Raw genomic sequence first — 19,638 nt, forward strand, 5'->3', positions numbered from 1 at the left:
CGGCCGAGCAGCCCAGCCGGGCACTGACGCCCGCCCCCACCGAGCACCGGTGCGACCATTCCCGCGCGCGGGGAGCAGTTTTGGACTCCAAGGAGTCGCCGGTCGCGATCAGGACCATCCCCGCAGGCGCGGGGAGCAGGCCGTGGACCGCCTGGCGGCCACTCGATGCAGCCCCCTTCCGGCGACAGACCACCCCTGCAGGCCGGGCCCACTCAGCCGTACCGAGCAACGTAACATCGCCGGTCATTCTTTCGAGGAGTGCAACTTCCCATCAACGAAGAGGAATTTCGCCCTAGACTTGATCCTCAGCTGCTCCGCATATCCATCTCAGCGAATGGATCAAATACGCATGGCTCAGACCACTCAACGAGGCGGCAACGTCCCCCGTATCAAAAGCCCCACAGCTCCCCACATCTCACCGACATTACGGCTCGCCGAAATGCCAACCGACGACCTCGATGACGATGCGATCGTCAAGGGAGTCAAGTTTGACAGTACGCACTTCGTTGGCCTTGAAGTAGAGGCAGCCGAAGCCGAGGGCTGTGCCTTCGAGAGCATGCGCTTCACCGGAACGAGCCTTCGCAGGAGCCAATTCACCGACTGCGCCTTCAACACCTGCGACTTTGCGCAAGTAGCCGCTCACGACGTGTCGCTCATCCGCTGTACAGTTGACGGGAGCCGGATGACGGGCTCGTCATGGAGCCATGGAATCTTCCGTGACGTGCGTTTCGAGGGGTGCGTCAGCACACCCGCGATGTACCGGCATACCAAGCTCTACAGCGTCACTTTCTCTGACTGCCGGATGCAAGGGGCAGACTTCCAGTCGTCACAGTTGCGCAACGTATTGTTCGAAGGCTGCGACTTGACCGGGACCCAGTGGGCGAACTGCCAGCTCGGTTCCGTGCTGTTCAAGAACTGCACTCTCATCGACGTTGGTGGAGCAGCAAGCCTCAAGGGCGCCACTGTGTCGGGCCCAGGGTCGCTGGAATTGGCCCTGAGCCTGGCACGAGAGGCGGGCATTCAGTTCGAGTAGCCGACTCGAGCGGCGACTGGTCCGTATCCCGCGAATTCAGGGCTGGAGATACTTCGAGCGACATGCTCGAAGTTCAGCGGCTCATCTTCAGCCCATGCACTCATCTCGTCAAGCAGCAGCCGCCCATAGGGCGTGAAGTGCTCACGCTGCCGCTTGATGTCCTCGCACGCCCCCCGGAGCGAGTCCGTGTATCTCGTGATCAGGGTGTCGACTCCCCGGAGATGTTGCAGGTACATCAGGGGGATCGCGACCGCGGCCGCATGGAATGCGGCGTGCAGGGGACGCTTCTTCCCGATCTTCACGGCGGACAGTGCTCGATACTGGTCCTTTTCCAGCTCGGCGGGCGGCAGCGTGAACATGCCGTAGACCATATCCATCACGAAGAGGCCCGTATGCAGACCCTCATGCACGAGGCATTCGGCGTATTCGGGAACGCCCCAGTCGCCGGGGCTCATGACCACCAGCCCCGGCAAGGTGTTGGTACTCCCTCCGCCGTCTGAGCCAGAATTGACGATCACCACGTCCGTCACGAGCAGGTCGACCATCCGTCCCAGGTCCGGACTGAGTTCCCGGATATGCCAAACGGCCTGGCGAACCATCGCGTCCCAGTGTTCCCGCGTCGCCTCGTCGCTGTGGGAGGCGGGAGCGAAGATATGCTCGAAGATTCCTTCCGCTTCACAGTGCCTCGCCCACGGACCGTCCTCGTAGGAGAGGGAAATCCCCTCCCCCTCGGCGGCTAAGGGCCTGAGACCCGAGACGGCGCGGCGGTAGGCGGGGCCGAGGGCGGGGGCACCCTTGGGGCACTGCCCGGTACGGGCATGAGCGAGCCGGGCCACGGTTTCACAGAGATGTCCCAAGTTGAGGAAGTGCACGGTCTTTCCTTTCTGATGGGCATGCGCCCGGAACTGAGGCTTCAGCTCCGGGCACACTCAGGGCGTCAGGGGTGGCTGGGGTAGGACTACGCGTCGTTTTCCGTCCAGCCGCCCATCATCTGAACGTGGGTTCCCTGCTGAGACTGCTCGACTCGCTGCCGGATGCCGTCCGAAAAGCTCGGCGGGTCACCCTGGATCGCCGTCACGATGCCAGAAAGTACGTCGATCGGCATACCCGCGACGCTCGGCGGCGGGGTCATGGCTGTGCTCATCATGCCTCCTTCTCTTGTCTTTCCTGAATACCGCCGGAATGTCAGTACGACATCCGGAGCCTTTGCATTACTCGTCCACCGGGCCGGGGTAGCCGGCAACAGGCCCGGGCTTCCGCCCACGCACATTCAGCAGCACACACAGGCCGGACCCAAACGGTCATGGATTTCCTGTCCCGATTAACAGGTCTCCAGGTTATCCCGCTGGACCCCCAGCCCGGCTGGGACGGTGAATCTACAGATGACAACTTTTCCGGCTGCTGTCGGGACTGCCACCCATTGATCCGTGTACTCCGCGACAACCACCAAGCCGCGACCTGATGTCTTTGTGATGTCAGGGTCCTGGATCGTCGGCATCTCGCGAGACGTGTCGCCGACCACGACCCACAGTTCGCCGCGAGAGTGGCGTAAGAGGAGCTCACCCTCCCCGCCGCCGGCATGCCTATGCACGTTGGACAGCAGTTCTGTGACCACGAGGCACACCCCATAGGTCATCGACGTCAAGCCCCACCGCTCCATCTGCTGGGAGACGTCACGGCGAACGGCACCGAACCCGCTCGGCTGCGCATCAGTGCTGATGCGCAGCACACGGGGCTCCCCCAGGTCTATCAGCGCGTCGCGCCGGGGAGTGCGGGCGGCGGTCTCCGAGAAGCGGACGACGGCGGCGCGCCCGTCTTGCGCACCGCAGCCAGACGCCGTTCGCCTCACCTGAGGGATCTCCATGTATGACTCCTCGTCACTCCTCGCGGTCTCACGTGAAGACGAACGTAGAGCGGGGTAAGGCCAAGCCCCAAGAAGATTGCGTGAGTTTGCAGCAAGCTGATTGACGTGTCCGAATGGGCTCACGACCATCGTCATGTCGCGCAAATCTGCGCAAGGCAGCGGACGGGAGAGCGGCGATGAAGTTACGGTTTCTCGGTAAGAACTCGACCCCCGGAGACAGCCCCACCCTGTATGCCAGCGACCGGGACAGCTACGTCGTCCAAGGTTGGAAGGTGTACGCCAACGACTTGCTCATGCGGCTCGATGTGCCGCAAGGACAGACGGTCATCGAGGTGCCACACGAGTTGTTCGAACACCTGACGAAGGACGGGCACGCGACCGGCAAGATCAAGAGCTTCACCACCCCGATCATGCTCATCACCGAACAGGGCACATGCATCCTGCAGGGCCCGGAAATGCACGACCCCGAAGCCCTGAGCCAGATGCGCATGCCCGACTATGAGACATGCATCGAGGTCCCCAAGTCCTCGATCACGGCCCTACTGGAGGAAAACAGTGGACCTGATCACCCCGGCCCAGCGTGACAAGCTGTTCGACACCTTTGAACGCGACGCTTTTCACCTGGAGCTGAGGGACGACTACGGATCTCCCATCGAGGACACGCCGTACGCCCGATGGCAGAGGGGCGAGCCGGATGACTACGCGTGGCTCACCCCCTGGATGACCCTCATGAAGCGCATCACGGGGGAAGGGAAGACCGTCCGACGGGTCCGCGTCGTCAGTGAGCCCCACTCGCAATATGTGGGCTGGGAGCACTCGTTGACCCATCTCAACATCGAGGCCGGCGAGGATATCCGCTGGTTGCCTCGGCACCAGGTGCCCGAAGGCATCACCTTCCCCATGCGGGGGAACGACTGGTGGCTGTACGACGACCGGCTTCTGGCTGCCGGTCACTTCGATTCCGAGGGCCGCGTACTGGGGTCTGAGGTCATAGACGACCCCGACATCGTGGCGGAGTGCGTCCGACTACGCGAACTCCTCTGGTCCGTGGCCACCCCACACTCCGAGTACAAGTCCTGACCCACCCGTGAGCAAGCAAGTAGAAGAGGCGTTGCAAGCGCTAGGTGCCCGGTTGCGCGGTTTCCGCAAGGATGCTGGATTCGCGAGCGGCCGGGCGTTCGCGCGTGCCACCACGTGGCAGGAGTCGAAGGTCTCCCGCATCGAGAATGGCAAGCAGCGCCCCACCGAAGAAGACATCCGTTTGTGGTGCGAGACGACGGGCCAGGGCGACCACGTTGGCGATCTCATCGCAACCGTCCGCCACGTCGACGAGCTATGGCTGGAGTGGCGCCGAGTACTGCAAACCGGCGCGGAAAAGCGACAGAAGCAGGGGCTTCAGGTCTACGCCAAGACCAAGGTCTTCCGTATCTGGCACCCCACGGTCGTGTGGGGGACCCTTCAGACGGCGGAGTACGCGGCGGAGATCTTCAACCAGGTGGTCGACTACTACGAGATCCCCGACGACGCCGAAGCTGCCACGGCCAAGCGGCTTGAACGTCAGCAGTACCTCTACCAGGGCGACCGCATCTTCAATGTGCTGCTCGGCGAACAGGCGCTGTATACCAACTTCGGAGGCCCAGAGGTGATGAAGGGACAGCTCGATCGCCTCTTGGCAGTGATGCGACTCCCCCGCCTCAGCCTGGGCATCCTCCCGAGGTCCGCACCTTCCTCCATATGGCCCGGCAACTCGTTCTCGATGTTCGATGACAAGCTCGTTCTGGTCGAGACCTACTCAGCGGAGTTCTCCGTCTCCCAACCCCGAGAGATCGAGTTGTACGCCAAGGCATTCGCCCTTCTGCGGCAGTCAGCGGTCTACGGAACCACTGTCCGAGACATGATCCTCACTGCGATTCAGCACTACGACCGGATGCCCACCGACTAGGAGTAGACGACCATGGCAACGAAGCCACAGTGGCGAACCAGTTCCTACACAAAGTCAGATACCTGCGTCGAAGTAGCCGACAACACCCCCGGCGTGGTGCTGGTCCGAGACTCCAACCACCGGGACGGTGGCTGCCTGACGCTACGACCAGCCATTTGGTCGTCCTTTGTGGACTTCGTCAAGGCGGGAGCGGTCTTACACTAACCGAGTGGCGGAGGATCCGGCCTGGGCACCCAGAAAGCGGAGAGTCGTCAGTGCCCCGGTAGCCGACACGCCCGGCCGGGGCGTATGCCCAGGTCAGGTGGGTGGTTGGCGGACGAGTCGGCCTGTACGCCGGGTTCTGTCTCCCGTGGGTCTTGCGGCCCATGGGGAGGCGGCCATCCATCTAGGACCGGCGTTGCCGCCGGTCTCGTGCGGTCTACCCGCGGACTCGGGCGGGCAGCCCTCGATCGTCCGCGCAGAGCCGCCGGGTGGCGGCTCCTCTTGACCTTGCTCCAGGTGGGGTTTACCGAGCCATCCGAGTCACCTCGGACGCTGGTGGTCTCTTACACCACCGTTTCACCCTTACCGGGGGCCGAAGCCCTCGGCGGTCTGTTTTCTGTGGCACTGTCCCGCGGGTCACCCCGGGTGGGCGTTACCCACCACCTTGCCGTGTGGAGCCCGGACGTTCCTCGGCGGGATCCGAAGGACCCCGACGCGACCGCCCGGCCGGCTCGTCCGCCGTGATGACCATGATACCTGGAGGGGCAGCCCGGACGGTTCAGACGAAGTCGTTCGTCTCCAGCCCGAAGGAGAACGGCTCGGGCAGGTCGATCCGCTTGCCGAAGGGGACCGTGACGTGCTGCCGGTAGTCGGCGGCCTCCGGGTCGCTGAAGAGCGTCACATCGCTCTTCTCCCGGTCGACGAGCAGATAGAGGGGGATCCCCCCGCGTGCGTAGCCATGGCGCTTCGCCGTACGGTCCCGGTCCGGCTTGGTCGAGGTGACCTCGGCGACCATCGCCATGCCCTCGCACGGCATCCAGGACTCGGCACTGCGGAGAAGCTGCAGCTCGGTGGGGGCGAAGGTGGCGTCTGGAATCACATGGTTCCGCACGCACAGGCCGCCGCGCGGAACGGTGAGACCCCTGCTGCCGGAGAAGTCCATGTCCGTGGCGGACATCCTGATCACCTGCTTCACGACCACATTGATGTGATGCTCGTGGTAGCCGTCCGGCGGCGGTGTCACGAGGATTTCCCCCTCGATCAGCTCGGCCCGGAAGCCTTCCGGCGTCTCCAGGGCCAAGAAACCCTCCAGCAGGACGTGGTCGAGATCCTGCGTGAGTGGTTCGTGTGCCATGGCGCTCATGCCACCCTCTCCCCTGTCTCTCCGCCACCATAGGTACCCAGGGGTCTGATACCTGGCGAGGAGGCTCTTCCTCAGTCGATCGTGGCACAGAAGACCACAGGCCGGGGCGGACACGTCGTTGGTCTGGCCGCGTTGGCGGGAGGTCGTAGGCTGCGGGCGGGGCGGGCGTGGTTCTTCGGGTCCGCCCCGCGCCCCGCCGCCAACGAACCGTTCGAGGAGATCCGCCGTGCTCGTCCTGCTGCCGCCGTCCGAGGGAAAGGCCACGGGAGGCTCCCGCTCCCCGCTGGACCTGGGAGCGCTGTCGCTGCCCGAACTGGGCGAGGCACGGGCAGAGGTCCTGGACGAGCTGGTGTCGCTGTGCTCGGGCGACGAGACGAAGGCCGCCGAGGTGCTGGGGCTGAGCGAGGGGCTGCGCGGCGAGATCGCGAAGAACGCGGCGCTGCGGGAGGCCGGGACCCGGCCCGCGGGCGAGATCTACACCGGAGTGCTGTACGACGCGCTCGGCCTGGCCACTCTGCCCACCGCCGCCCGGCGCCGGGCGGGCCGGTCGCTGCTGGTGTTCTCCGGGCTCTGGGGCGCGGTGCGGATCGGCGACCGCATCCCCTCCTACCGCTGCTCGATGGGGGTGAAGCTGCCGGGGCTCGGCGCGCTGGGCACGTACTGGCGGAACCGGACCCCGATGGCCGAGGTGATCCCGCAGGCCGCCGGGCGCGGGCTGGTGCTGGACCTCAGGTCGGCGGCGTACGCGGCGGCGTGGAAGCCCAAGGGGGCGCTCGCCGAGCGTACGGCGACGGTGCGGGTGCTCCAGTCGAAGATCGTGAACGGGGTCGAGAAGCGGTCCGTCGTCAGCCACTTCAACAAGGCGACGAAGGGCCGGATGGTGCGGGACCTGCTGACCGCCGAGGCCATGCCGAGCGGGCCCGGTGAGCTGGTGGAGGCGCTGCGGGGGCTCGGGTACGTGGTGGAGGCCGCACCGCCCAAGCGGGCGGGGCAGGCGTGGGGGCTGGACGTGGTGGTGACCGAGCTGTAGGGACTGGGAGCCGCCGCACCGGTGGCGTTGCGAGCTGTAGCGCCGGGGAGCCGGGTAGGCGTTGTGAGCTGTGGCGTCCGGGGGCCGCCCCGGCGGCGTGGGTGTTGCGGCATGCGCAACCGCCATTGCGCAGTGCGCGCACCATGGGCAGGATGGGCACCGTGACTAGCACCGCGCCCTCCCCCGGTTCCCCGGCGTCCTCGCTGCTCGACCTCGCCCCCGTGATCCCCGTGGTCATCGTCCAGGACGTGGCCCAGGCGGTCCCGCTGGCCCGTGCGCTGGTGGCGGGCGGGCTGCCGGTGATCGAGGTGACCTTCCGGACGCCCGCCGCCGCGGATGCGATCCGGGCGATCGCCGAGGAGGTTCCGGACGCGGTCGTCGGCGCCGGGACCGTCCTGAGCCCGGAGCAGGTGGAGACGGCCGTCGCCGCCGGGTCGCGCTTCCTGGTCACGCCCGGCTGGACCGACCGGCTGCTGGGCGCGCTGGACGCGTCCGGTCTGCCGTATCTGCCGGGTGTCTCGACCACCTCGGAGGTCGTGGCGCTGCTGGAGCGCGGGGTCGAGGAGATGAAGTTCTTCCCGGCGGAGGCGGCCGGGGGCACGCCGTATCTCAAGGCGCTCGCCTCACCGCTCCCCCAGGCCCGCTTCTGCCCGACCGGCGGCGTCAACGCCGCGATCGCCCCCCGGTATCTGGCCCTCCCCAACGTCGGCTGCGTGGGCGGCACCTGGATGCTGCCCGCAGACGCGCTGGATGCGGGCGACTGGGAGCGCGTCGAGTCCCTGGCCCGGGAGGCCGCGGCACTGCGGGGGTGACCTCCCGGGGTGCCCCCGAAGGTGACAGCCGCTGCGGCAGGCGCTCCCTACCGCAGATGCGCCGTCTCGTTCAGCAGCCTCAACGACGCGTTCCCGTCCGCGTAGTACGCCACCGCCGACAGCGACGCCGCCGAGAGCTCCATGCGGAACAGGGTCTCCGGCGGGGCGCCCAGGGCCAGCCGGACCAGGGTTTTGATCGGTGTGACATGGGTGACCAGCAGCACCGTACGGCCCGTGTAACGGGCGATCAGCTTGTCGCGGGAGAGCGCGACCCTGCGCGTGACCGCCGCGAAGCTCTCGCCGCCGCCGGTCGGGGCCACCTTGCTGGAGGCCAGCCATGCCTCCAGGTCGTCCGGGTGGCGCTCCTTGACCTCCGCGAAGGTCAGGCCCTCCCAGGCGCCGAAGTCCGTCTCCCGCAGCCCCTCCTCGACGCGGACGTCCAGGCCCAGGCGCCGGGCCACCGCGTCGGCGGTCTCCCGGCAGCGCCGCAGCGGTGAGGTGACGATGGCCTGGATGGTGCCGCGTGCGGCGAGCGCCGCGGCCACCCGCTCGGCCTGGTGGCGGCCCACATCGGAGAGTCCGGGGTCGGTGCCACCGCTGCCGGAGAAGCGCTTCTCGGGGGTGAGCGGGGTCTCGCCATGCCGGAGCAGGACGAACGTGGCGGGGGTGCCCAGATCCGCGGAGCCCCAGCCCACCGCCGGGGCGCCGGTGGCGGCGGGCTCGGCGAGGGCGTCGTCGGCGGGGGCCGCGGCTTCCGGCGCGCCCGCCGCCAGCGTGCCGCCGGGCGGCACCTTCGGCCGCCACTGCTCGCCCCGCTTGCCCGCGTCCATCGCCTCGTTGGCGAGCCGGTCCGCGTGCTTGTTCTTCTCGCGCGGGATCCACTCGTACGCCAACTGGCCGGGCGGCATGATCGCCTTGGCCTCGGCGGCGAGCGGCCGCATATCGGGGTGCTTGATCTTCCAGCGGCCGGACATCTGCTCGATGACGAGCTTGGAGTCCATCCGCACCCGGACTTCGGCCTCCGGGTCCAGGGCGTACGCCGCCCGCAACCCGGCGATCAGGCCCTTGTACTCGGCGACGTTGTTGGTCGCCGTACCGAGGTACTCGGCCACCTCGGCGAGCGGCTCACCGGTCTCCGCGTCGAGCACGACCGCGCCGTAGCCGGCCGGCCCCGGGTTGCCCCGGGACCCGCCGTCCGCCTCGACGACGAAGCGCCGCGCCATCGCCCTACAGCCCCGACTCGGGCGTACGGATCAGGATCCGGCGGCAGTTCTCGCACCGCAGCACCGTGTCGGGGGCCGCCGAGCGCACCTCGTTGAGCTCGGTGATGGCGAGCTCCTGGCGGCAGCCGTCACAGCTTCGCTGGTAGAGCCGGGCCGCGCCGACACCGCCCTGCTGCTCGCGCAGCTTGTCGTAGAGCTTCAGCAGATCGGCGGGGATGGTCCCGGCGATCACCTCGCGCTCCTTGGTGGCGGTCGCGATCTCGGCGTCGATCCCCTCGGCCGCCGCGTCCCGGCGCGTCTGGGCGTCGCCGATCTTGGACTGGAGGGACTCCACCCGCTCGGTCAGCTCGGCGATCCGCTCCTGGACGGACTCCCGGCGCTCCATGACCTCCAGGACGACGTCCTCCAGGTTGCCCTGGCGCTTGGCGAGGGAGGCGATCTCGTGCTGGAGGTTCTCCAGATCCTTCGGCGAGGTGACGGCACCGGAGTCCAGGCGCTTCTGGTCGCGGGCGGCGCGCTGGCGCACCTGGTCCACGTCCTGCTCCGCCTTGGTCTGCTCGCGGGCGGTGTCGCTCTCCTCGGTCTGCGCGGCGATGAGCAGGTCGCGGAGCTGGGTGTGATCGGCGTTCAGCGTCTCGATCTCGGCGTGCTCGGGCAGCGTCCTGCGCTTGTGCGCGAGTTGCGACAGCCGGACGTCGAGCGCCTGGACGTCGAGGAGGCGGATCTGATCGGCGGGCGCGGCATTCAGCGTGGGGCTCCAGGGGAGTCGAGTGGAACGGAAAACGAGGTCAGGGAAGTCACGGAGTCGAGTGGCGGAAACTGAAAGAGCGGGCGTTCGAGCGGAGCGAGGTCAAGCGGAGAAGGACGGAGCGGCCGCGCGGACGGCGGGGGCCGTGGCGTGGGCCGTCCAGGGGTCGGTGACGATACGGGAGACATGCGTACGCAGGCCCCAGCCGTGCCGGTCGGAGATCTCGTCAAGCTGGGCCGCGGCCTGTTCGGTCCAGGGCCATTCGGTGGCCCAGTGCGCGGCGTCCACCAGAGCGAGATCGCTGTGCTCCCGCGCCTCCGAGGAGGGGTGGTGGCGCAGATCGGCGGTGAGGAACGCGTCGACCCCGGCCGCGCGCACCGCGTCGAAGAGGCTGTCGCCGGAGCCGCCGCTGACGGCGACCCGGCGGATCGTACGGTCCGGGTCGCCCGCCGCGCGGATGCCCTGCGCGGTGGCGGGCAGTCGGGCGGCGGCGCGCTCGGTGAACTCCCGCAGCGTCTCGGGGCGGTCGAGTTCGCAGACCCGGCCCAGTCCGCGGCGGCCCTCGGGGTCGGTGGCGTCGGGCACCAGCGGGCCGACGATCCGCAGGTCGAGCGCGCCGGCGAGGGCGTCGGAGACGCCGGGGTCGGCGGTGTCGGCGTTGGTGTGCGCCACGTGGAGGGCGATGTCGCTCCTGATCAGCGTGTGCACCACCCGGCCCTTGAAGGTGGAGGCGGCGACCGTGGTCGTCCCCCGCAGATAGAGCGGATGGTGAGTGATCAGCAGGTCGGCGCCGAGGTCCACCGCCTCGTCGGCCACCTCCTGGACCGGGTCGACGGCGAACAGCACGCGGGTGACCTCGGCCGCGGGGTCACCGCACACCGTGCCGACGGCGTCCCACTGCTCCGCCCGCTCGGGCGGCCAGAGGGCGTCGAGTGCGGCGATGACGTCGTTGAGTGCGGGCACGGGGCAAGGCTACCTCCCGGATCAGGGCTGAGCCCTGCCCCGGCCTTCACTCAGCGCGACGACGGTCGCGGTGGAGCCGTGCGCGTATCAGTCTCGGTGGAGCCGTGCGCGCATCAATGGACGAGGTAGCCGCGGAGGTCGTCGAGGACCCGGTCGGCGGCGGTGACGCCGAGGCCCAGGTACCAGGTCTCCTCGTCGACGTTCTTGGCCCGGCCGTCCTTGACCGCCTTCAGCTTCTTCCACAGCGGGTTGGACTGCGCCTGGTCGCGCTTGGTGGCCTTGGGGTCGCCGTAGACCCCGGTGAAGATCCAGTCGGCGTCGGCGTCGTCGATGCGCTCCGGGCCGATCTCGGCGGCGAGGTCGTTGATCTGCTGGTTCTTCGGGCGCGGCAGGCCGACGTCCTCGAGGATGGTGCCGATGAAGGACGCCTTGGCGTAGAGCCGGGTGGCCTGCGGCATGAAGCGGAGCATGGTGATGGTCGGCTTGTCGGGGCCGATGTCCTCGCCGAGCTTCTTCGCCTTCTGCTCGTACGCGCCCAGGGCCCGCTTGGCGTCGGCGGTCCGGTCCAGGGCCGCGGCGTTGAGGAGGTAGTTCTCCTTCCAGGTGAAGCCGGGGCGGATGGCGAAGACGGTCGGGGCGATCTGCTTCAGCTCGTCGTAGAGCGGCTCGGCGCGCAGCTTGCTGCCGAGGATCAGATCGGGGTGGAGGGCGTTGATGGCCTCGAGGTTGAGGTTGTTGATGGTGCCGACGTTCTTCGGGTTCCCGGCGTCCTTCTTGAGGTAGTCGGGTATCGCCTGGTCGCCCTCGGAGGGGGCGTAGCCGACCGGCTTGAGCCCCAGCGAGACGACGTTGTCGAGCTCGCCGACGTCGAGCACCACGACCCGCTTCGGCTTGCTCTTGAGCTCGGTCTTGCCCATCGCGTGGGTGATGGTGCGGGGGAACGCGCCGGGCTCGGCGTCCGTGCCCATCTTCGCGGTCAGCTCGGCCGCCGTGCCGAAGTCCTTGCCGCCCTGGGCGACGGACTTGCCGCCCCCGCCGTTGCGCTTGGCGCCGTCCCCGTCGTCCGACGATCCACAGGCGGCGAGGGACAGCGCCCCGGCCAGGGCGAGGGCGAGAGCGGCACTGCCGCGGACGCGCAGGGACATGACGGAACTCCTGGGATGGCAGGGGCGCGCCGGTCTCACGAGCGCGCCAGACGCACTTAGGTGTGCCTTACTTTAATCACAAACCATCCTCCCGTCGCTTACAGCACATTCACCCCCGACCTCTCAGGCGAATCGGGCAAGAGCCACACTTACGGGTGGAGCGCACCCATTACGGCCTTCGGCAGGGAGTACGAAAACTACGTTCTGTGGCCGGAGGTGACTGACCGATGACTGCCTGTGCCTTCGACACCGCCCTCACCGGGGGCGTCGGTGACCGGCCACGAGGGGGTTTCACCATCGCCTCGGACCGCTCGTACGGCGCGCGGCTCGCGCTCAGCGACGAGGCGTGCTGCTGGTACCCCGAGCGCTGGACGCTGGACGGCCCGGAGCCCTACGCCGTGCCGCTGCCCGCCGCCCAGCCCGAGGAGCCGGACAGCGAGCTGCTGCCCCTGGCCGACGGGCAGGTGCTCATCCACCGCCGGGTGGCCGGGCACCACGCCTTCTCGCTGCTCTACCCGGCCGGTCCCGGCACCGGCGAGCGCTCGCTCGGCGGCATCGACCGCGCCGAGGTCTCGCTGCTGCCGCCCGCACCCGGCGGCCTGTGCGCGTTCGCGCTGGGGCGCGGGCCACGGTCCACCTCCATCTGGCTGGTGGCCGGGGGCGGCGTCCTCGTCCCCCAGCATCTGGCCGAGGTGCCCGGCCGCTGTACGGGCGGCAGTTGGCTGGACCGTACGGGCCGGCTGCTGGCGCTCGACCGCGAACTCGACGGCCGGACCAAGACCGTGGTGGTCGATCTGCGGCGCGGCGGTGAGACCAGCCCGCTGCTGCAGATCACCGAGCGCAGCGACGACCGGCTGCTGCTCGCCGACCCCGACAGCGGTCTGCTGCTCGTACGGTCCGACGCGCCCGGGGAGGAGCGGCTGGGGTGGGGGGTGCTGGGCAGCACCCGGCCGGTGCGGTTCCCGGACTGTCTGCGGCCCGCGGGGTGGTCGGAGGCCACGCCGTTCGCGGTGCAGCCGGGGCAGGTGCTGACGCCGGAGGCGTGCGCGGTGGCCTTTCGCGTCGACGGACGGGGCGCGGCCGGACGGCCGTGGGTGGGCGTATGGCGCCCGGCCGAGCGGCGGCTCCGCGAGTTCCCGGCACCGGAGGGCTGGCTTCCGGGCGCGGGTCTGTGGACCCGGGACGGCGAGCTGCGGCTGCCGTACGCGACCCCGCAGGTGCCTTGTGGGCTGGCGCGGGTGCGGCCGTCGGGGGTGCCGGGGGCGGCGGCGACGAGGCTGTCGGGGGGTTCCTGGGTACCGGCGGCGGCGACGGGTAGGGCGGGGGCGGCGCGGGTGGCGGACGTTCCGGAGGGGGCGGGTGGGCCGAGTGGGGCTTCGGGCGGGGTCTCGGGCGGGGTCTCGGGCGGGGTGGGCGTGGTGGGTGCCGCGGGCGGTGCCGCGGGCGGGGTGGGTGCCGCGGGCGGGGTGGGTGCCGGGCTCGGTGCCTCGGGCGGCGCCTTGAGCGCCCCGCGCGCGGGGGAACCGTCCGGGGCGCCGGAGCTGTCCGGGACGCCTGAATCGCCGTGGCCGCCGGACAGCGCGACGGGGCCGTGGCGCCGGGACGAGTCAACGGGAGCGTGGCGATCGGACGAGTCGACGGGATCGTGGCGGCCGGACGAGGTGATGGCGGCGCGGCGATCGGACGGCACGACGGGATCGTGGCCACGGGACAACGCGGCGGGATCGTGGCGGCCGGACGAGGCGACGGGGGCGCGGCGGATCGCGCGGGTGACACGGGTGGTGGCCGAGCCCTCCAACCGGGTGGCCGAGCCCTCCAACCGGGTGGCCGCGGGGCCCCCGCATCCGGCCCCGGACCCGGCCGGGGCGCGGGACGTGCAGACGCCGCGGGCGACGTCCCCCGCAGCCGAGATCGCGACCCGGATCACACCGTGGACCCGGATCGGCGGCCCCGGCAGCGCGGACCCCGCGCGAGTGCCTGGGCTGACACCGCTGCGGCCACCTGGACCGGCAGCGGAGCTGAGACGGTTGCGAACAGCCGGGCCGGCGCCTGACCTGAGACCCTCGCGAACGGCCGGACTGACACCGTCGCGGACACCCGAGCCGATGCCAGTGCCGGTCCCGATGCCGGTGCGGGAGCGGTCGCCGATGCCGGTGCGGATGCCGGAGCCCGAGGGCGGATCGGGTGTCGAGCCCTGGGGCGGGACCGGCTCATGGGCCGGGGTCGAGCAGGAGATGGGGCCCGAGCCGGACGCCGATCCCGGCTCCGGTACCAGCCCCGCCCTGCGGCCCGTACCGCTGCAGCAGGCACCGCTCGCCCGGCCCCCGCAGCCCCGGCCACCCCGCTGGGTCCGGGATCACCGCCGTGGTTAGACTCGGTCGGGGGCTGCGCGTCCCCGCGTTCCGTCACGCGCGGGGCGCCCCGGGCGATGCGCATGGAAGGGCGTGCGCCATCGTGGTCAGCCCCCTTCGCACAGTACAAAGCGATCTGACGGGGTGACGTACCCACCATGTCCGAAACCCACATCGACACGACCCAGGCGCGCCCGCGGGACGCCGCCGCGGCCCAGGCCGATGGCTCTCAGGGCAAGCACCGGGGGCAGGCAGCGTCCGAGGAGTCCCAGGCACCGGCCAACGGCCGCCACCGACGTCCGAGCGAGAACGCCGCCTGAGATGCCCAGGATCTGAGATTTTCAGGATCCGAGAGTCCCAGGATCGTCGTGAGAACCTCAGGCTCGTCCTGACATAGGGCAGCCAGGCCCCGGGGAGCGTCTCCGATCGCGGGACGGGCTGGATTTCCCGCGGAAGTCCAGCCCGTCCGGCGATCGTGGGGCGCCCCCCGGCCCGGCCCCCAGGACCCCGACCCGGGCCCCCGGCCTGACCCCCGGGGCCCCACCTCGGCCCCCGGCCTGACCCCCCGGGGACCCACCCGGGCCCCCTCCCCGGCCCCACTCCCCCCTCACCCCCGCTTGAGGCCCAGCACCTCCACCGCCGCGAAACTCTCCCCGCCCCGCTCCGCGAAGTACGGCGTCAGCACCGCGTCCAGCTCCTCGAAGCCGAAGGCGTCCCCCTTGGCGTCCAGCTTCGCCGCCACCTTCGGCCGCTCCAGGATCGCCACCATGCCGCCGTGCACCACGAACACCTGGCCGTTCACCTTCGCGGCGCCCGGTGAGGCGAGATAGCCGACCAGCGGGGCCGCGTGTTCGGGGGCGAGGGCGTCGAGCCGGCCGTCCTCCGGAAGCTCGAAGTCCGCGAAGACGTCCTCGGTCATCCGGGTGCGGGCGCGCGGGCAGATGACGTTGGCCGTCACCCCGTACTTGGCGAGCGCCATCGCCGTGGAGGTGGTCAGCCCGACGATGCCGCCCTTCGCCGCCGCGTAGTTCGGCTGGCCCGGCGAACCGGCGAGGAACGCCTCCGAGGAGGTGTTGATGACCCGGCCGTGGACCGGGCCGCCCTCCGCCGCCTTGGACCGCTCGCGCCAGTGCGCGGCGGCGAAGCGGATGGTGTTGAAGTGGCCCTTGAGATGGACCCGGATCACCGAGTCCCACTCGTTCTCACTCATCGAGAAGACCATCCGGTCGCGCAGGATGCCCGCGTTGTTGACCAGGATGTCCAGTGCGCCGTAGGTGTCGATCGCGAGCTGGACCAGCTCGCCCGCCTGCGCGAAGTCGCCGACATCGCCCGCATGGGCCGTGGCCCGGCCACCGGCCGCGCGGATCTCCTCGGCGACCTGCTCGGCGGGGCCGGCCGATGCCTCGCCCGAGCCGTCGCGTCCGCCCTGCCCGTAGTCGTTGACGACGACATTGGCACCCAGCCGGGCCAGTTCCAGGGCCTCGGCGCGGCCGAGCCCGCGCCCGGCGCCGGTGACGATCGCGGTCTTCCCGGCCAGCGGGCTCCCGGTCAGCGGGCTCCCGGTCAGTGGGCTCCCCTCCAGGGGGCCCGTCAGATCTCGATGCATGTGCGCAGTGCCTCCCCGCTCCGCATCTGGCCGATCGCCTCGTTGATCTCGCCGAGCCGCACCCGGTGGGTGATCAGCCCTTCGAGGTCGATCCGGCCCGCCCGCCACAGGTCGATGGTGCGCCGGTAGGAGCGGAGCACATCGCCGCCGCCGTAGAGCGAGGGCAGGATCCGCTTCTCGTCGAAGAACAGCTCGAACATGTTGAACTGCAGGAAGTCGTCCAGCGCCCCGGCCCCGACCACGCACAGCGTGCCGCCGCGCCGGGTGATCTCGTAGGCCCGGCGGGCGGTGGCGGAGCGGCCCACGACCTCGAAGACGTAGTCGAAGCCCTCGCCCGCCGTGACGCTGTTCTTGGCGGTGTCGAGGCCGTCCGGCGCCACCGCCTCGGTGGCCCCGAAGCGCAGCGCGGCCTCGCGCCGCGACTCCACCGGGTCGACGGCGACGATCTGCGCGGCGCCCGACGCCCTGGCCCCCTGGATGACGCTGATGCCCACCCCGCCGCAGCCGATGACCGCGACCGACGAACCGGCCTCCATCCGGGCGGTGTTGAAGACCGCCCCGAGCCCGGTGGTCACCCCGCAGCCGACGAGGGCCGCGATGTCGTACGGGACGTCGTCGGGGATCGGCACGGCACAGGCCGCGGGGAGGACGATCTCCTCGGCGAAGGTGCCGGTCCCGGACATGCCGAAGAGCTCCTGCGAAGTGCCGCCGGAGCGGCGGAAGTTGGGGGTTCCGGCGTTCATGAACCCGGTCAGGCACAGCTCGGTCTGACCGCGTTGACAGGCCGGACAGTCGCCGCAGGCGGGCAGCCAGCACACCAGCACCCGGTCCCCGGCGCTCAGCCCGGTCACCCCGTCGCCCACGTCGAGGACCTCGCCCGCGCCCTCGTGGCCGGGGACGAACGGCGCGGGCTGTGGCAGCACCCCGGCCATCGCGGAGAGGTCGGAGTGGCACAGCCCGGTGGCCCTCAGCCGCAGCCGGACCTTCCCGGGGCCGAAGCCCACCGCCTCGATGTCGTCGAGGACTTCGAGCTTGTCCTGTCCCGTCTCATGCAGTACGGCCGCGCGCACGACGCCTCCTTGGGGATCACACTGGGATCACGCTGGTTCAAGCCGGATCGAGCCCGCTCACTCCGGATCGAGCCCGTTCACGCCGGATCGCACGTGGTCGACGATGGTGTCGGTGAGGACCGGCGCGTCGTCCCGCTCGACGGCGCTCGCCGTCACGTGGACGCGCCCCTCGTCCCGCCACATCCGCACGCGCAGGGTCTCGCCCGGGTAGACCACCCCGGCGAAGCGGGTGGTGTACGAGCGCACCCGGGCGACATCCCCGTCCAGCGCCGTGTCCACGACTGCCTTGAGCACCATCCCGTACGAGCACAGCCCGTGCAGGATGGGCCTCTCGAACCCCGCGACCTCGGCGAACGCGGGATCGGCGTGGAGCGGGTTCCAGTCCCCGGAGAGCCGGTAGAGCAGCGCCTGGTCCTCGCGGATGGCCCGCTCCACGGTGTGGTCCGGCTCCCGGGCGGGCGGCTCCAGACGGTCGGAGGGGCCGCGCTCACCGCCGAAGCCGCCCTCGCCCCGGGCGAAGATCCGGGTGTCGCAGGTCCACAGCGGGCCGTCCGCGTCGGCGACGTCGGAGCGCAGCACGATGACGGCCGCCTTGCCCTTGTCGTAGACGGCGGCGACCTTCGAGGTCTGGGTGGCCTCCCCGCTGACCGGGATCGGCCGGTGCAGTTCGACGGTCTGGCCGCCGTGCAGCACGGCGGCGAGGTCGACGTCGATCCCGGGGGCGCTCATGCCCCCGGCGACGGCCATGCCGCCGCCCGCGACGGTGGCGAAGCTGGGGAGCACATGGAGCCTGCTCTCCAGCGTGTACCGGAGCTCCTCGGGGTCGGTGGCGGGGATTCCGGCGCCGATGCCCAGGTGGTAGAGCTGGATGTCCTTGTGCCCCCAGGTGAGAGCGGTGCTGCGGGGTTCGGCCGAGATGGCCTTGGCGGCATCGATGGGCATAGGGCGACAGCACTCCTTGGTCCGCTCGCTCGGCCACGGTCCGAAGACCCCGGCCCGCCCGTCCGCACCGTCGGCCGTGCCGGGGTCGTCGCTGGTCGGCCGGGTCGCGTCGCTCGCATGGATATGTAGAACGCGTTCTAGCCGATGGCACCCTGTATAGCCCAATCGCTCCCCAGGGGGAAGAGTGCTGACGGCCCATCAGGTGGACGTTCAGACCGCCATCGGATGACCTTCAAAGACCGCTGCCCGGGGTGACGAAGGCCCCAGGACAAATGTCACGGCCATCCCCCGACATCCGCATCTGCCCAGCTCATAAGGGCATCCGTAAGGTCGGACGCATGTATGCCACCGCCGCGCACATCGAGCGCCTCAAGCCGCCGGGCCGCCGCGCCTTTCTGCCCTGGCTCTTCATGCTCTCGGGGGATGTGCAGGCGCTCTTCAAGGGGAAGACCCCTCTGCCCTGGCTCGGCGGCGCGGGGGCGGCGGCCTTCGTCGCGCTCTACGTGACCACCATCTACACCAGCCTGGACGAACGCCGCCGCCACACCCGGGCCCCGCTGCTGGCGCTCGCCGGGCTGGCGGCCGTCACCTACGCGCTGGGCATCGGCTACGCCGGGGACTGGCTGCTGTGCTTCCCGCTGCTGTCGCTGGCCTCCGGGATCGTGCTGCGCGGGGGAAAGCGGCCGCTGGGACCGGTCATCCTCGCCCTGTCCGGCTCCGCCGGGATCATCGCCGGGTTCCGCGGCGGCGCCTCGGACTCGCTCACGGTCTCGTACGGGACGATCCTGTCCGGCCTGGTGACGGCGGCCATCCTGTCGCTCTTCGAGACCGTCGCCCAGCTCCGCGCCACCCGCCAGGAGCTGGCCCGTACGGCGGTGGAGAAGGAACGGCTGCGGTTCTCCCGCGATCTGCACGATCTGCTGGGCCACACCATGTCGGTCGTCGTGGTCAAGGCCGAGGCGGTGCGCCGGCTCGCCCCGAAGAACCTGGAGGCCGCGCTGGGGCAGGCCGCGGACATCGAGGCGGTCGGACGGCAGGCGCTCACCGAGATCCGCGAGGCCGTCACCGGCTACCGCGAGGGCAGCCTGGCCACCGAGCTGGACCGGGCCCGCTCAGCACTGGACGCCGCCGGTATCGAGGCCGCCGTCCGCCGCTCCGGACCGCCGCTGGCCCCGCAGACCGAGGCGCTGCTGGGGTGGGTGGTCCGCGAGGGCGTCACCAATGTGGTGCGGCACAGTGGGGCGGCCCGCTGCGAGATCGAGGTCCGCGGCGGTATGGACCGGATACGGCTGGAGATCACGGACGACGGGGGCGGCGTAGGCTCCCGTGCCACCGGTACGGGCGCGACGAGCACGGCGGGCGGCGAAGCGGCAGAGGGCGCCATCGGCGGTACGGGCCTCAAGGGCCTGGCCGAACGGCTGTCCGCGGCGGGCGGCTCGCTGGAGTCCGGCCCCGGCGCGCGCCGCGGCTTCCGGCTCGTGGCCGAACTGCCGGTGGATACGGAGGATCCGATGGAGCCCGAGGTCAAGGAGGCCCGGACGGCGTGAACGACGCGGACGGTGTG

At 70.3% G+C, this 19,638-nt stretch carries 22 protein-coding genes and 1 other RNA gene; 11 read left to right on the forward strand and 12 right to left on the reverse strand.

The genetic code is table 11. The annotated features are described in order from the left end of the window. The first annotated feature begins 349 nt into the window (after positions 1–349). Positions 350–1,033, forward strand: coding sequence for a pentapeptide repeat-containing protein (locus tag BLV72_RS08465; RefSeq protein WP_093461322.1), 684 nt, complete (start codon positions 350–352; stop codon positions 1,031–1,033). Here the strand turns inward: BLV72_RS08465 and BLV72_RS08470 are convergent. The 3 genes from BLV72_RS08470 to BLV72_RS08480 all read right to left on the reverse strand — a co-directional run bounded on the left by BLV72_RS08470 (position 1,021) and on the right by BLV72_RS08480 (position 2,897). Beyond that, the gene (locus tag BLV72_RS08470; protein ID WP_093461323.1) at positions 1,021–1,905 is read right to left on the reverse strand and encodes an aKG-HExxH-type peptide beta-hydroxylase; all 885 of its coding nucleotides are present in this window, start codon (positions 1,903–1,905) and stop codon (positions 1,021–1,023) included. The two genes, BLV72_RS08465 and BLV72_RS08470, sit on opposite strands and share 13 nt — an antisense overlap. Positions 1,906–1,991: 86 nt before the next feature. Next, on the reverse strand, positions 1,992–2,177 hold the full coding sequence (locus tag BLV72_RS08475) for a hypothetical protein (protein ID WP_143059766.1): 186 nt from the start codon (positions 2,175–2,177) through the stop codon (positions 1,992–1,994). Between the two features lie 177 nt (positions 2,178–2,354). Then, a complete protein-coding gene (locus BLV72_RS08480) occupies positions 2,355–2,897 on the reverse strand; it encodes an ATP-binding protein (protein ID WP_093461326.1) in 543 nt (180 codons plus the stop codon). Positions 2,898–3,073: 176 nt separating this feature from the next. Here BLV72_RS08480 and BLV72_RS08485 point away from each other — a divergent pair, with 176 nt between their 5' ends. The 4 genes from BLV72_RS08485 to BLV72_RS08500 are packed head-to-tail and all read left to right on the forward strand — an operon-like array spanning position 3,074 to position 5,043. Continuing rightward, positions 3,074–3,481: a hypothetical protein gene (locus BLV72_RS08485; protein WP_093461328.1), complete on the forward strand. Its 408-nt coding sequence runs from the start codon at positions 3,074–3,076 to the stop codon at positions 3,479–3,481. Then, positions 3,453–3,977 (forward strand): DUF6879 family protein, encoded by a 525-nt coding sequence (locus BLV72_RS08490; RefSeq protein WP_093461329.1) that lies wholly within the window; start codon positions 3,453–3,455, stop codon positions 3,975–3,977. The genes BLV72_RS08485 and BLV72_RS08490 overlap by 29 nt, the downstream gene beginning before the upstream one ends. Before the next feature lie 7 nt (positions 3,978–3,984). Continuing rightward, entirely contained in the window at positions 3,985–4,839 is an 855-nt protein-coding gene (locus tag BLV72_RS08495; protein WP_093461330.1) for a helix-turn-helix domain-containing protein, read from the forward strand. A gap of 12 nt (positions 4,840–4,851) precedes the next feature. Further along, positions 4,852–5,043, forward strand: a complete 192-nt coding sequence (locus tag BLV72_RS08500; protein WP_093461332.1) for a DUF397 domain-containing protein — start codon at positions 4,852–4,854, stop codon at positions 5,041–5,043. A gap of 109 nt (positions 5,044–5,152) precedes the next feature. On the opposite strand, the gene rnpB is transcribed toward BLV72_RS08500, so the two are convergent. Both rnpB and BLV72_RS08510 read right to left on the reverse strand, forming a co-directional pair. After that, positions 5,153–5,555, reverse strand: an RNA gene (rnpB, locus tag BLV72_RS08505) — RNase P RNA component class A. A 44-nt stretch (positions 5,556–5,599) separates the two neighbouring features. Next, positions 5,600–6,175 (reverse strand): Uma2 family endonuclease, encoded by a 576-nt coding sequence (locus tag BLV72_RS08510; protein WP_093470251.1) that lies wholly within the window; start codon positions 6,173–6,175, stop codon positions 5,600–5,602. Between the two features lie 235 nt (positions 6,176–6,410). Between BLV72_RS08510 and yaaA the strand changes: the two genes are divergently transcribed. Continuing rightward, positions 6,411–7,214, forward strand: a complete 804-nt coding sequence (yaaA, locus tag BLV72_RS08515; protein WP_093461333.1) for a peroxide stress protein YaaA — start codon at positions 6,411–6,413, stop codon at positions 7,212–7,214. Between the two features lie 152 nt (positions 7,215–7,366). Further along, on the forward strand, positions 7,367–8,026 hold the full coding sequence (gene eda / locus BLV72_RS08520; protein ID WP_093461335.1) for a bifunctional 4-hydroxy-2-oxoglutarate aldolase/2-dehydro-3-deoxy-phosphogluconate aldolase: 660 nt from the start codon (positions 7,367–7,369) through the stop codon (positions 8,024–8,026). Positions 8,027–8,073: 47 nt separating this feature from the next. Here the strand turns inward: eda and BLV72_RS08525 are convergent, their stop codons facing one another. Further along, entirely contained in the window at positions 8,074–9,249 is a 1,176-nt protein-coding gene (locus BLV72_RS08525) for a bifunctional RNase H/acid phosphatase (RefSeq protein WP_093461336.1), read from the reverse strand. A gap of 4 nt (positions 9,250–9,253) precedes the next feature. Next, positions 9,254–9,937 carry a zinc ribbon domain-containing protein gene (locus BLV72_RS08530; RefSeq protein ID WP_342030718.1) on the reverse strand — a complete coding sequence of 228 codons (684 nt, stop codon included), beginning with the start codon at positions 9,935–9,937 and terminating at the stop codon, positions 9,254–9,256. Here BLV72_RS08530 and BLV72_RS49710 point away from each other — a divergent pair. Next, on the forward strand, positions 9,866–10,072 hold the full coding sequence (locus BLV72_RS49710; protein ID WP_244320697.1) for a hypothetical protein: 207 nt from the start codon (positions 9,866–9,868) through the stop codon (positions 10,070–10,072). The two genes, BLV72_RS08530 and BLV72_RS49710, sit on opposite strands and share 72 nt — an antisense overlap. A 27-nt stretch (positions 10,073–10,099) precedes the next feature. Here the strand turns inward: BLV72_RS49710 and BLV72_RS08535 are convergent, their stop codons facing one another. Beyond that, positions 10,100–10,960: a Nif3-like dinuclear metal center hexameric protein gene (locus BLV72_RS08535; RefSeq protein ID WP_093461339.1), complete on the reverse strand. Its 861-nt coding sequence runs from the start codon at positions 10,958–10,960 to the stop codon at positions 10,100–10,102. Between the two features lie 113 nt (positions 10,961–11,073). Beyond that, positions 11,074–12,105 (reverse strand): ABC transporter substrate-binding protein, encoded by a 1,032-nt coding sequence (locus tag BLV72_RS08540; protein ID WP_093461341.1) that lies wholly within the window; start codon positions 12,103–12,105, stop codon positions 11,074–11,076. 227 nt (positions 12,106–12,332) lie between these two features. On the opposite strand from BLV72_RS08540, the gene BLV72_RS51955 reads away from it, so the two are divergent. Both BLV72_RS51955 and BLV72_RS47830 read left to right on the forward strand, forming a co-directional pair. Further along, positions 12,333–14,477: a hypothetical protein gene (locus tag BLV72_RS51955; protein ID WP_208905585.1), complete on the forward strand. Its 2,145-nt coding sequence runs from the start codon at positions 12,333–12,335 to the stop codon at positions 14,475–14,477. Positions 14,478–14,614: 137 nt separating this feature from the next. Continuing rightward, positions 14,615–14,776: a hypothetical protein gene (locus BLV72_RS47830; protein WP_167746329.1), complete on the forward strand. Its 162-nt coding sequence runs from the start codon at positions 14,615–14,617 to the stop codon at positions 14,774–14,776. A gap of 287 nt (positions 14,777–15,063) precedes the next feature. Here the strand turns inward: BLV72_RS47830 and BLV72_RS08550 are convergent, their stop codons facing one another. Genes BLV72_RS08550 through BLV72_RS08560 form a run of 3 tightly spaced genes read right to left on the reverse strand, consistent with a single transcriptional unit; the run spans position 15,064 to position 18,074 of the window. Then, positions 15,064–16,062, reverse strand: a complete 999-nt coding sequence (locus BLV72_RS08550) for a 3-oxoacyl-ACP reductase (RefSeq protein WP_244320698.1) — start codon at positions 16,060–16,062, stop codon at positions 15,064–15,066. After that, positions 16,047–17,132, reverse strand: a complete 1,086-nt coding sequence (locus BLV72_RS08555; protein ID WP_093461342.1) for a Zn-dependent alcohol dehydrogenase — start codon at positions 17,130–17,132, stop codon at positions 16,047–16,049. Before BLV72_RS08555 ends, BLV72_RS08550 begins: the two co-directional genes overlap by 16 nt. A gap of 57 nt (positions 17,133–17,189) precedes the next feature. Next, the gene (locus BLV72_RS08560) at positions 17,190–18,074 is read right to left on the reverse strand and encodes a MaoC/PaaZ C-terminal domain-containing protein (RefSeq protein WP_093461344.1); all 885 of its coding nucleotides are present in this window, start codon (positions 18,072–18,074) and stop codon (positions 17,190–17,192) included. A 338-nt stretch (positions 18,075–18,412) separates the two neighbouring features. Here BLV72_RS08560 and BLV72_RS08565 point away from each other — a divergent pair, with 338 nt between their 5' ends. Next, positions 18,413–19,621, forward strand: coding sequence for a sensor histidine kinase (locus tag BLV72_RS08565; RefSeq protein ID WP_093461345.1), 1,209 nt, complete (start codon positions 18,413–18,415; stop codon positions 19,619–19,621). Positions 19,622–19,638: the final 17 nt, after the last annotated feature.

This window comes from Streptomyces melanosporofaciens (genome assembly GCF_900105695.1).
Classification (GTDB): domain Bacteria; phylum Actinomycetota; class Actinomycetes; order Streptomycetales; family Streptomycetaceae; genus Streptomyces; species Streptomyces antimycoticus.

Bases quoted from the DNA above. Each gene is read 5' to 3' on its own strand.
- BLV72_RS08565 (WP_093461345.1), top strand. From the start codon at position 18,413: ATGTATGCCACCGCCGCGCACATCGAGCGCCTCAAGCCGCCGGGCCGC.
- BLV72_RS08540 (WP_093461341.1), bottom strand. From the start codon at position 12,105: ATGTCCCTGCGCGTCCGCGGCAGTGCCGCTCTCGCCCTCGCCCTGGCC.
- BLV72_RS08510 (WP_093470251.1), bottom strand. From the start codon at position 6,175: ATGGCACACGAACCACTCACGCAGGATCTCGACCACGTCCTGCTGGAG.
- BLV72_RS08475 (WP_143059766.1), bottom strand. From the start codon at position 2,177: ATGAGCACAGCCATGACCCCGCCGCCGAGCGTCGCGGGTATGCCGATC.
- BLV72_RS08485 (WP_093461328.1), top strand. From the start codon at position 3,074: ATGAAGTTACGGTTTCTCGGTAAGAACTCGACCCCCGGAGACAGCCCC.
- BLV72_RS08500 (WP_093461332.1), top strand. From the start codon at position 4,852: ATGGCAACGAAGCCACAGTGGCGAACCAGTTCCTACACAAAGTCAGAT.
- eda (WP_093461335.1), top strand. From the start codon at position 7,367: ATGGGCACCGTGACTAGCACCGCGCCCTCCCCCGGTTCCCCGGCGTCC.
- BLV72_RS08480 (WP_093461326.1), bottom strand. From the start codon at position 2,897: ATGGAGATCCCTCAGGTGAGGCGAACGGCGTCTGGCTGCGGTGCGCAA.
- BLV72_RS51955 (WP_208905585.1), top strand. From the start codon at position 12,333: ATGACTGCCTGTGCCTTCGACACCGCCCTCACCGGGGGCGTCGGTGAC.
- BLV72_RS47830 (WP_167746329.1), top strand. From the start codon at position 14,615: ATGTCCGAAACCCACATCGACACGACCCAGGCGCGCCCGCGGGACGCC.
- BLV72_RS08465 (WP_093461322.1), top strand. From the start codon at position 350: ATGGCTCAGACCACTCAACGAGGCGGCAACGTCCCCCGTATCAAAAGC.
- BLV72_RS08560 (WP_093461344.1), bottom strand. From the start codon at position 18,074: ATGCCCATCGATGCCGCCAAGGCCATCTCGGCCGAACCCCGCAGCACC.
- BLV72_RS08525 (WP_093461336.1), bottom strand. From the start codon at position 9,249: ATGGCGCGGCGCTTCGTCGTCGAGGCGGACGGCGGGTCCCGGGGCAAC.
- BLV72_RS08550 (WP_244320698.1), bottom strand. From the start codon at position 16,062: ATGCATCGAGATCTGACGGGCCCCCTGGAGGGGAGCCCACTGACCGGG.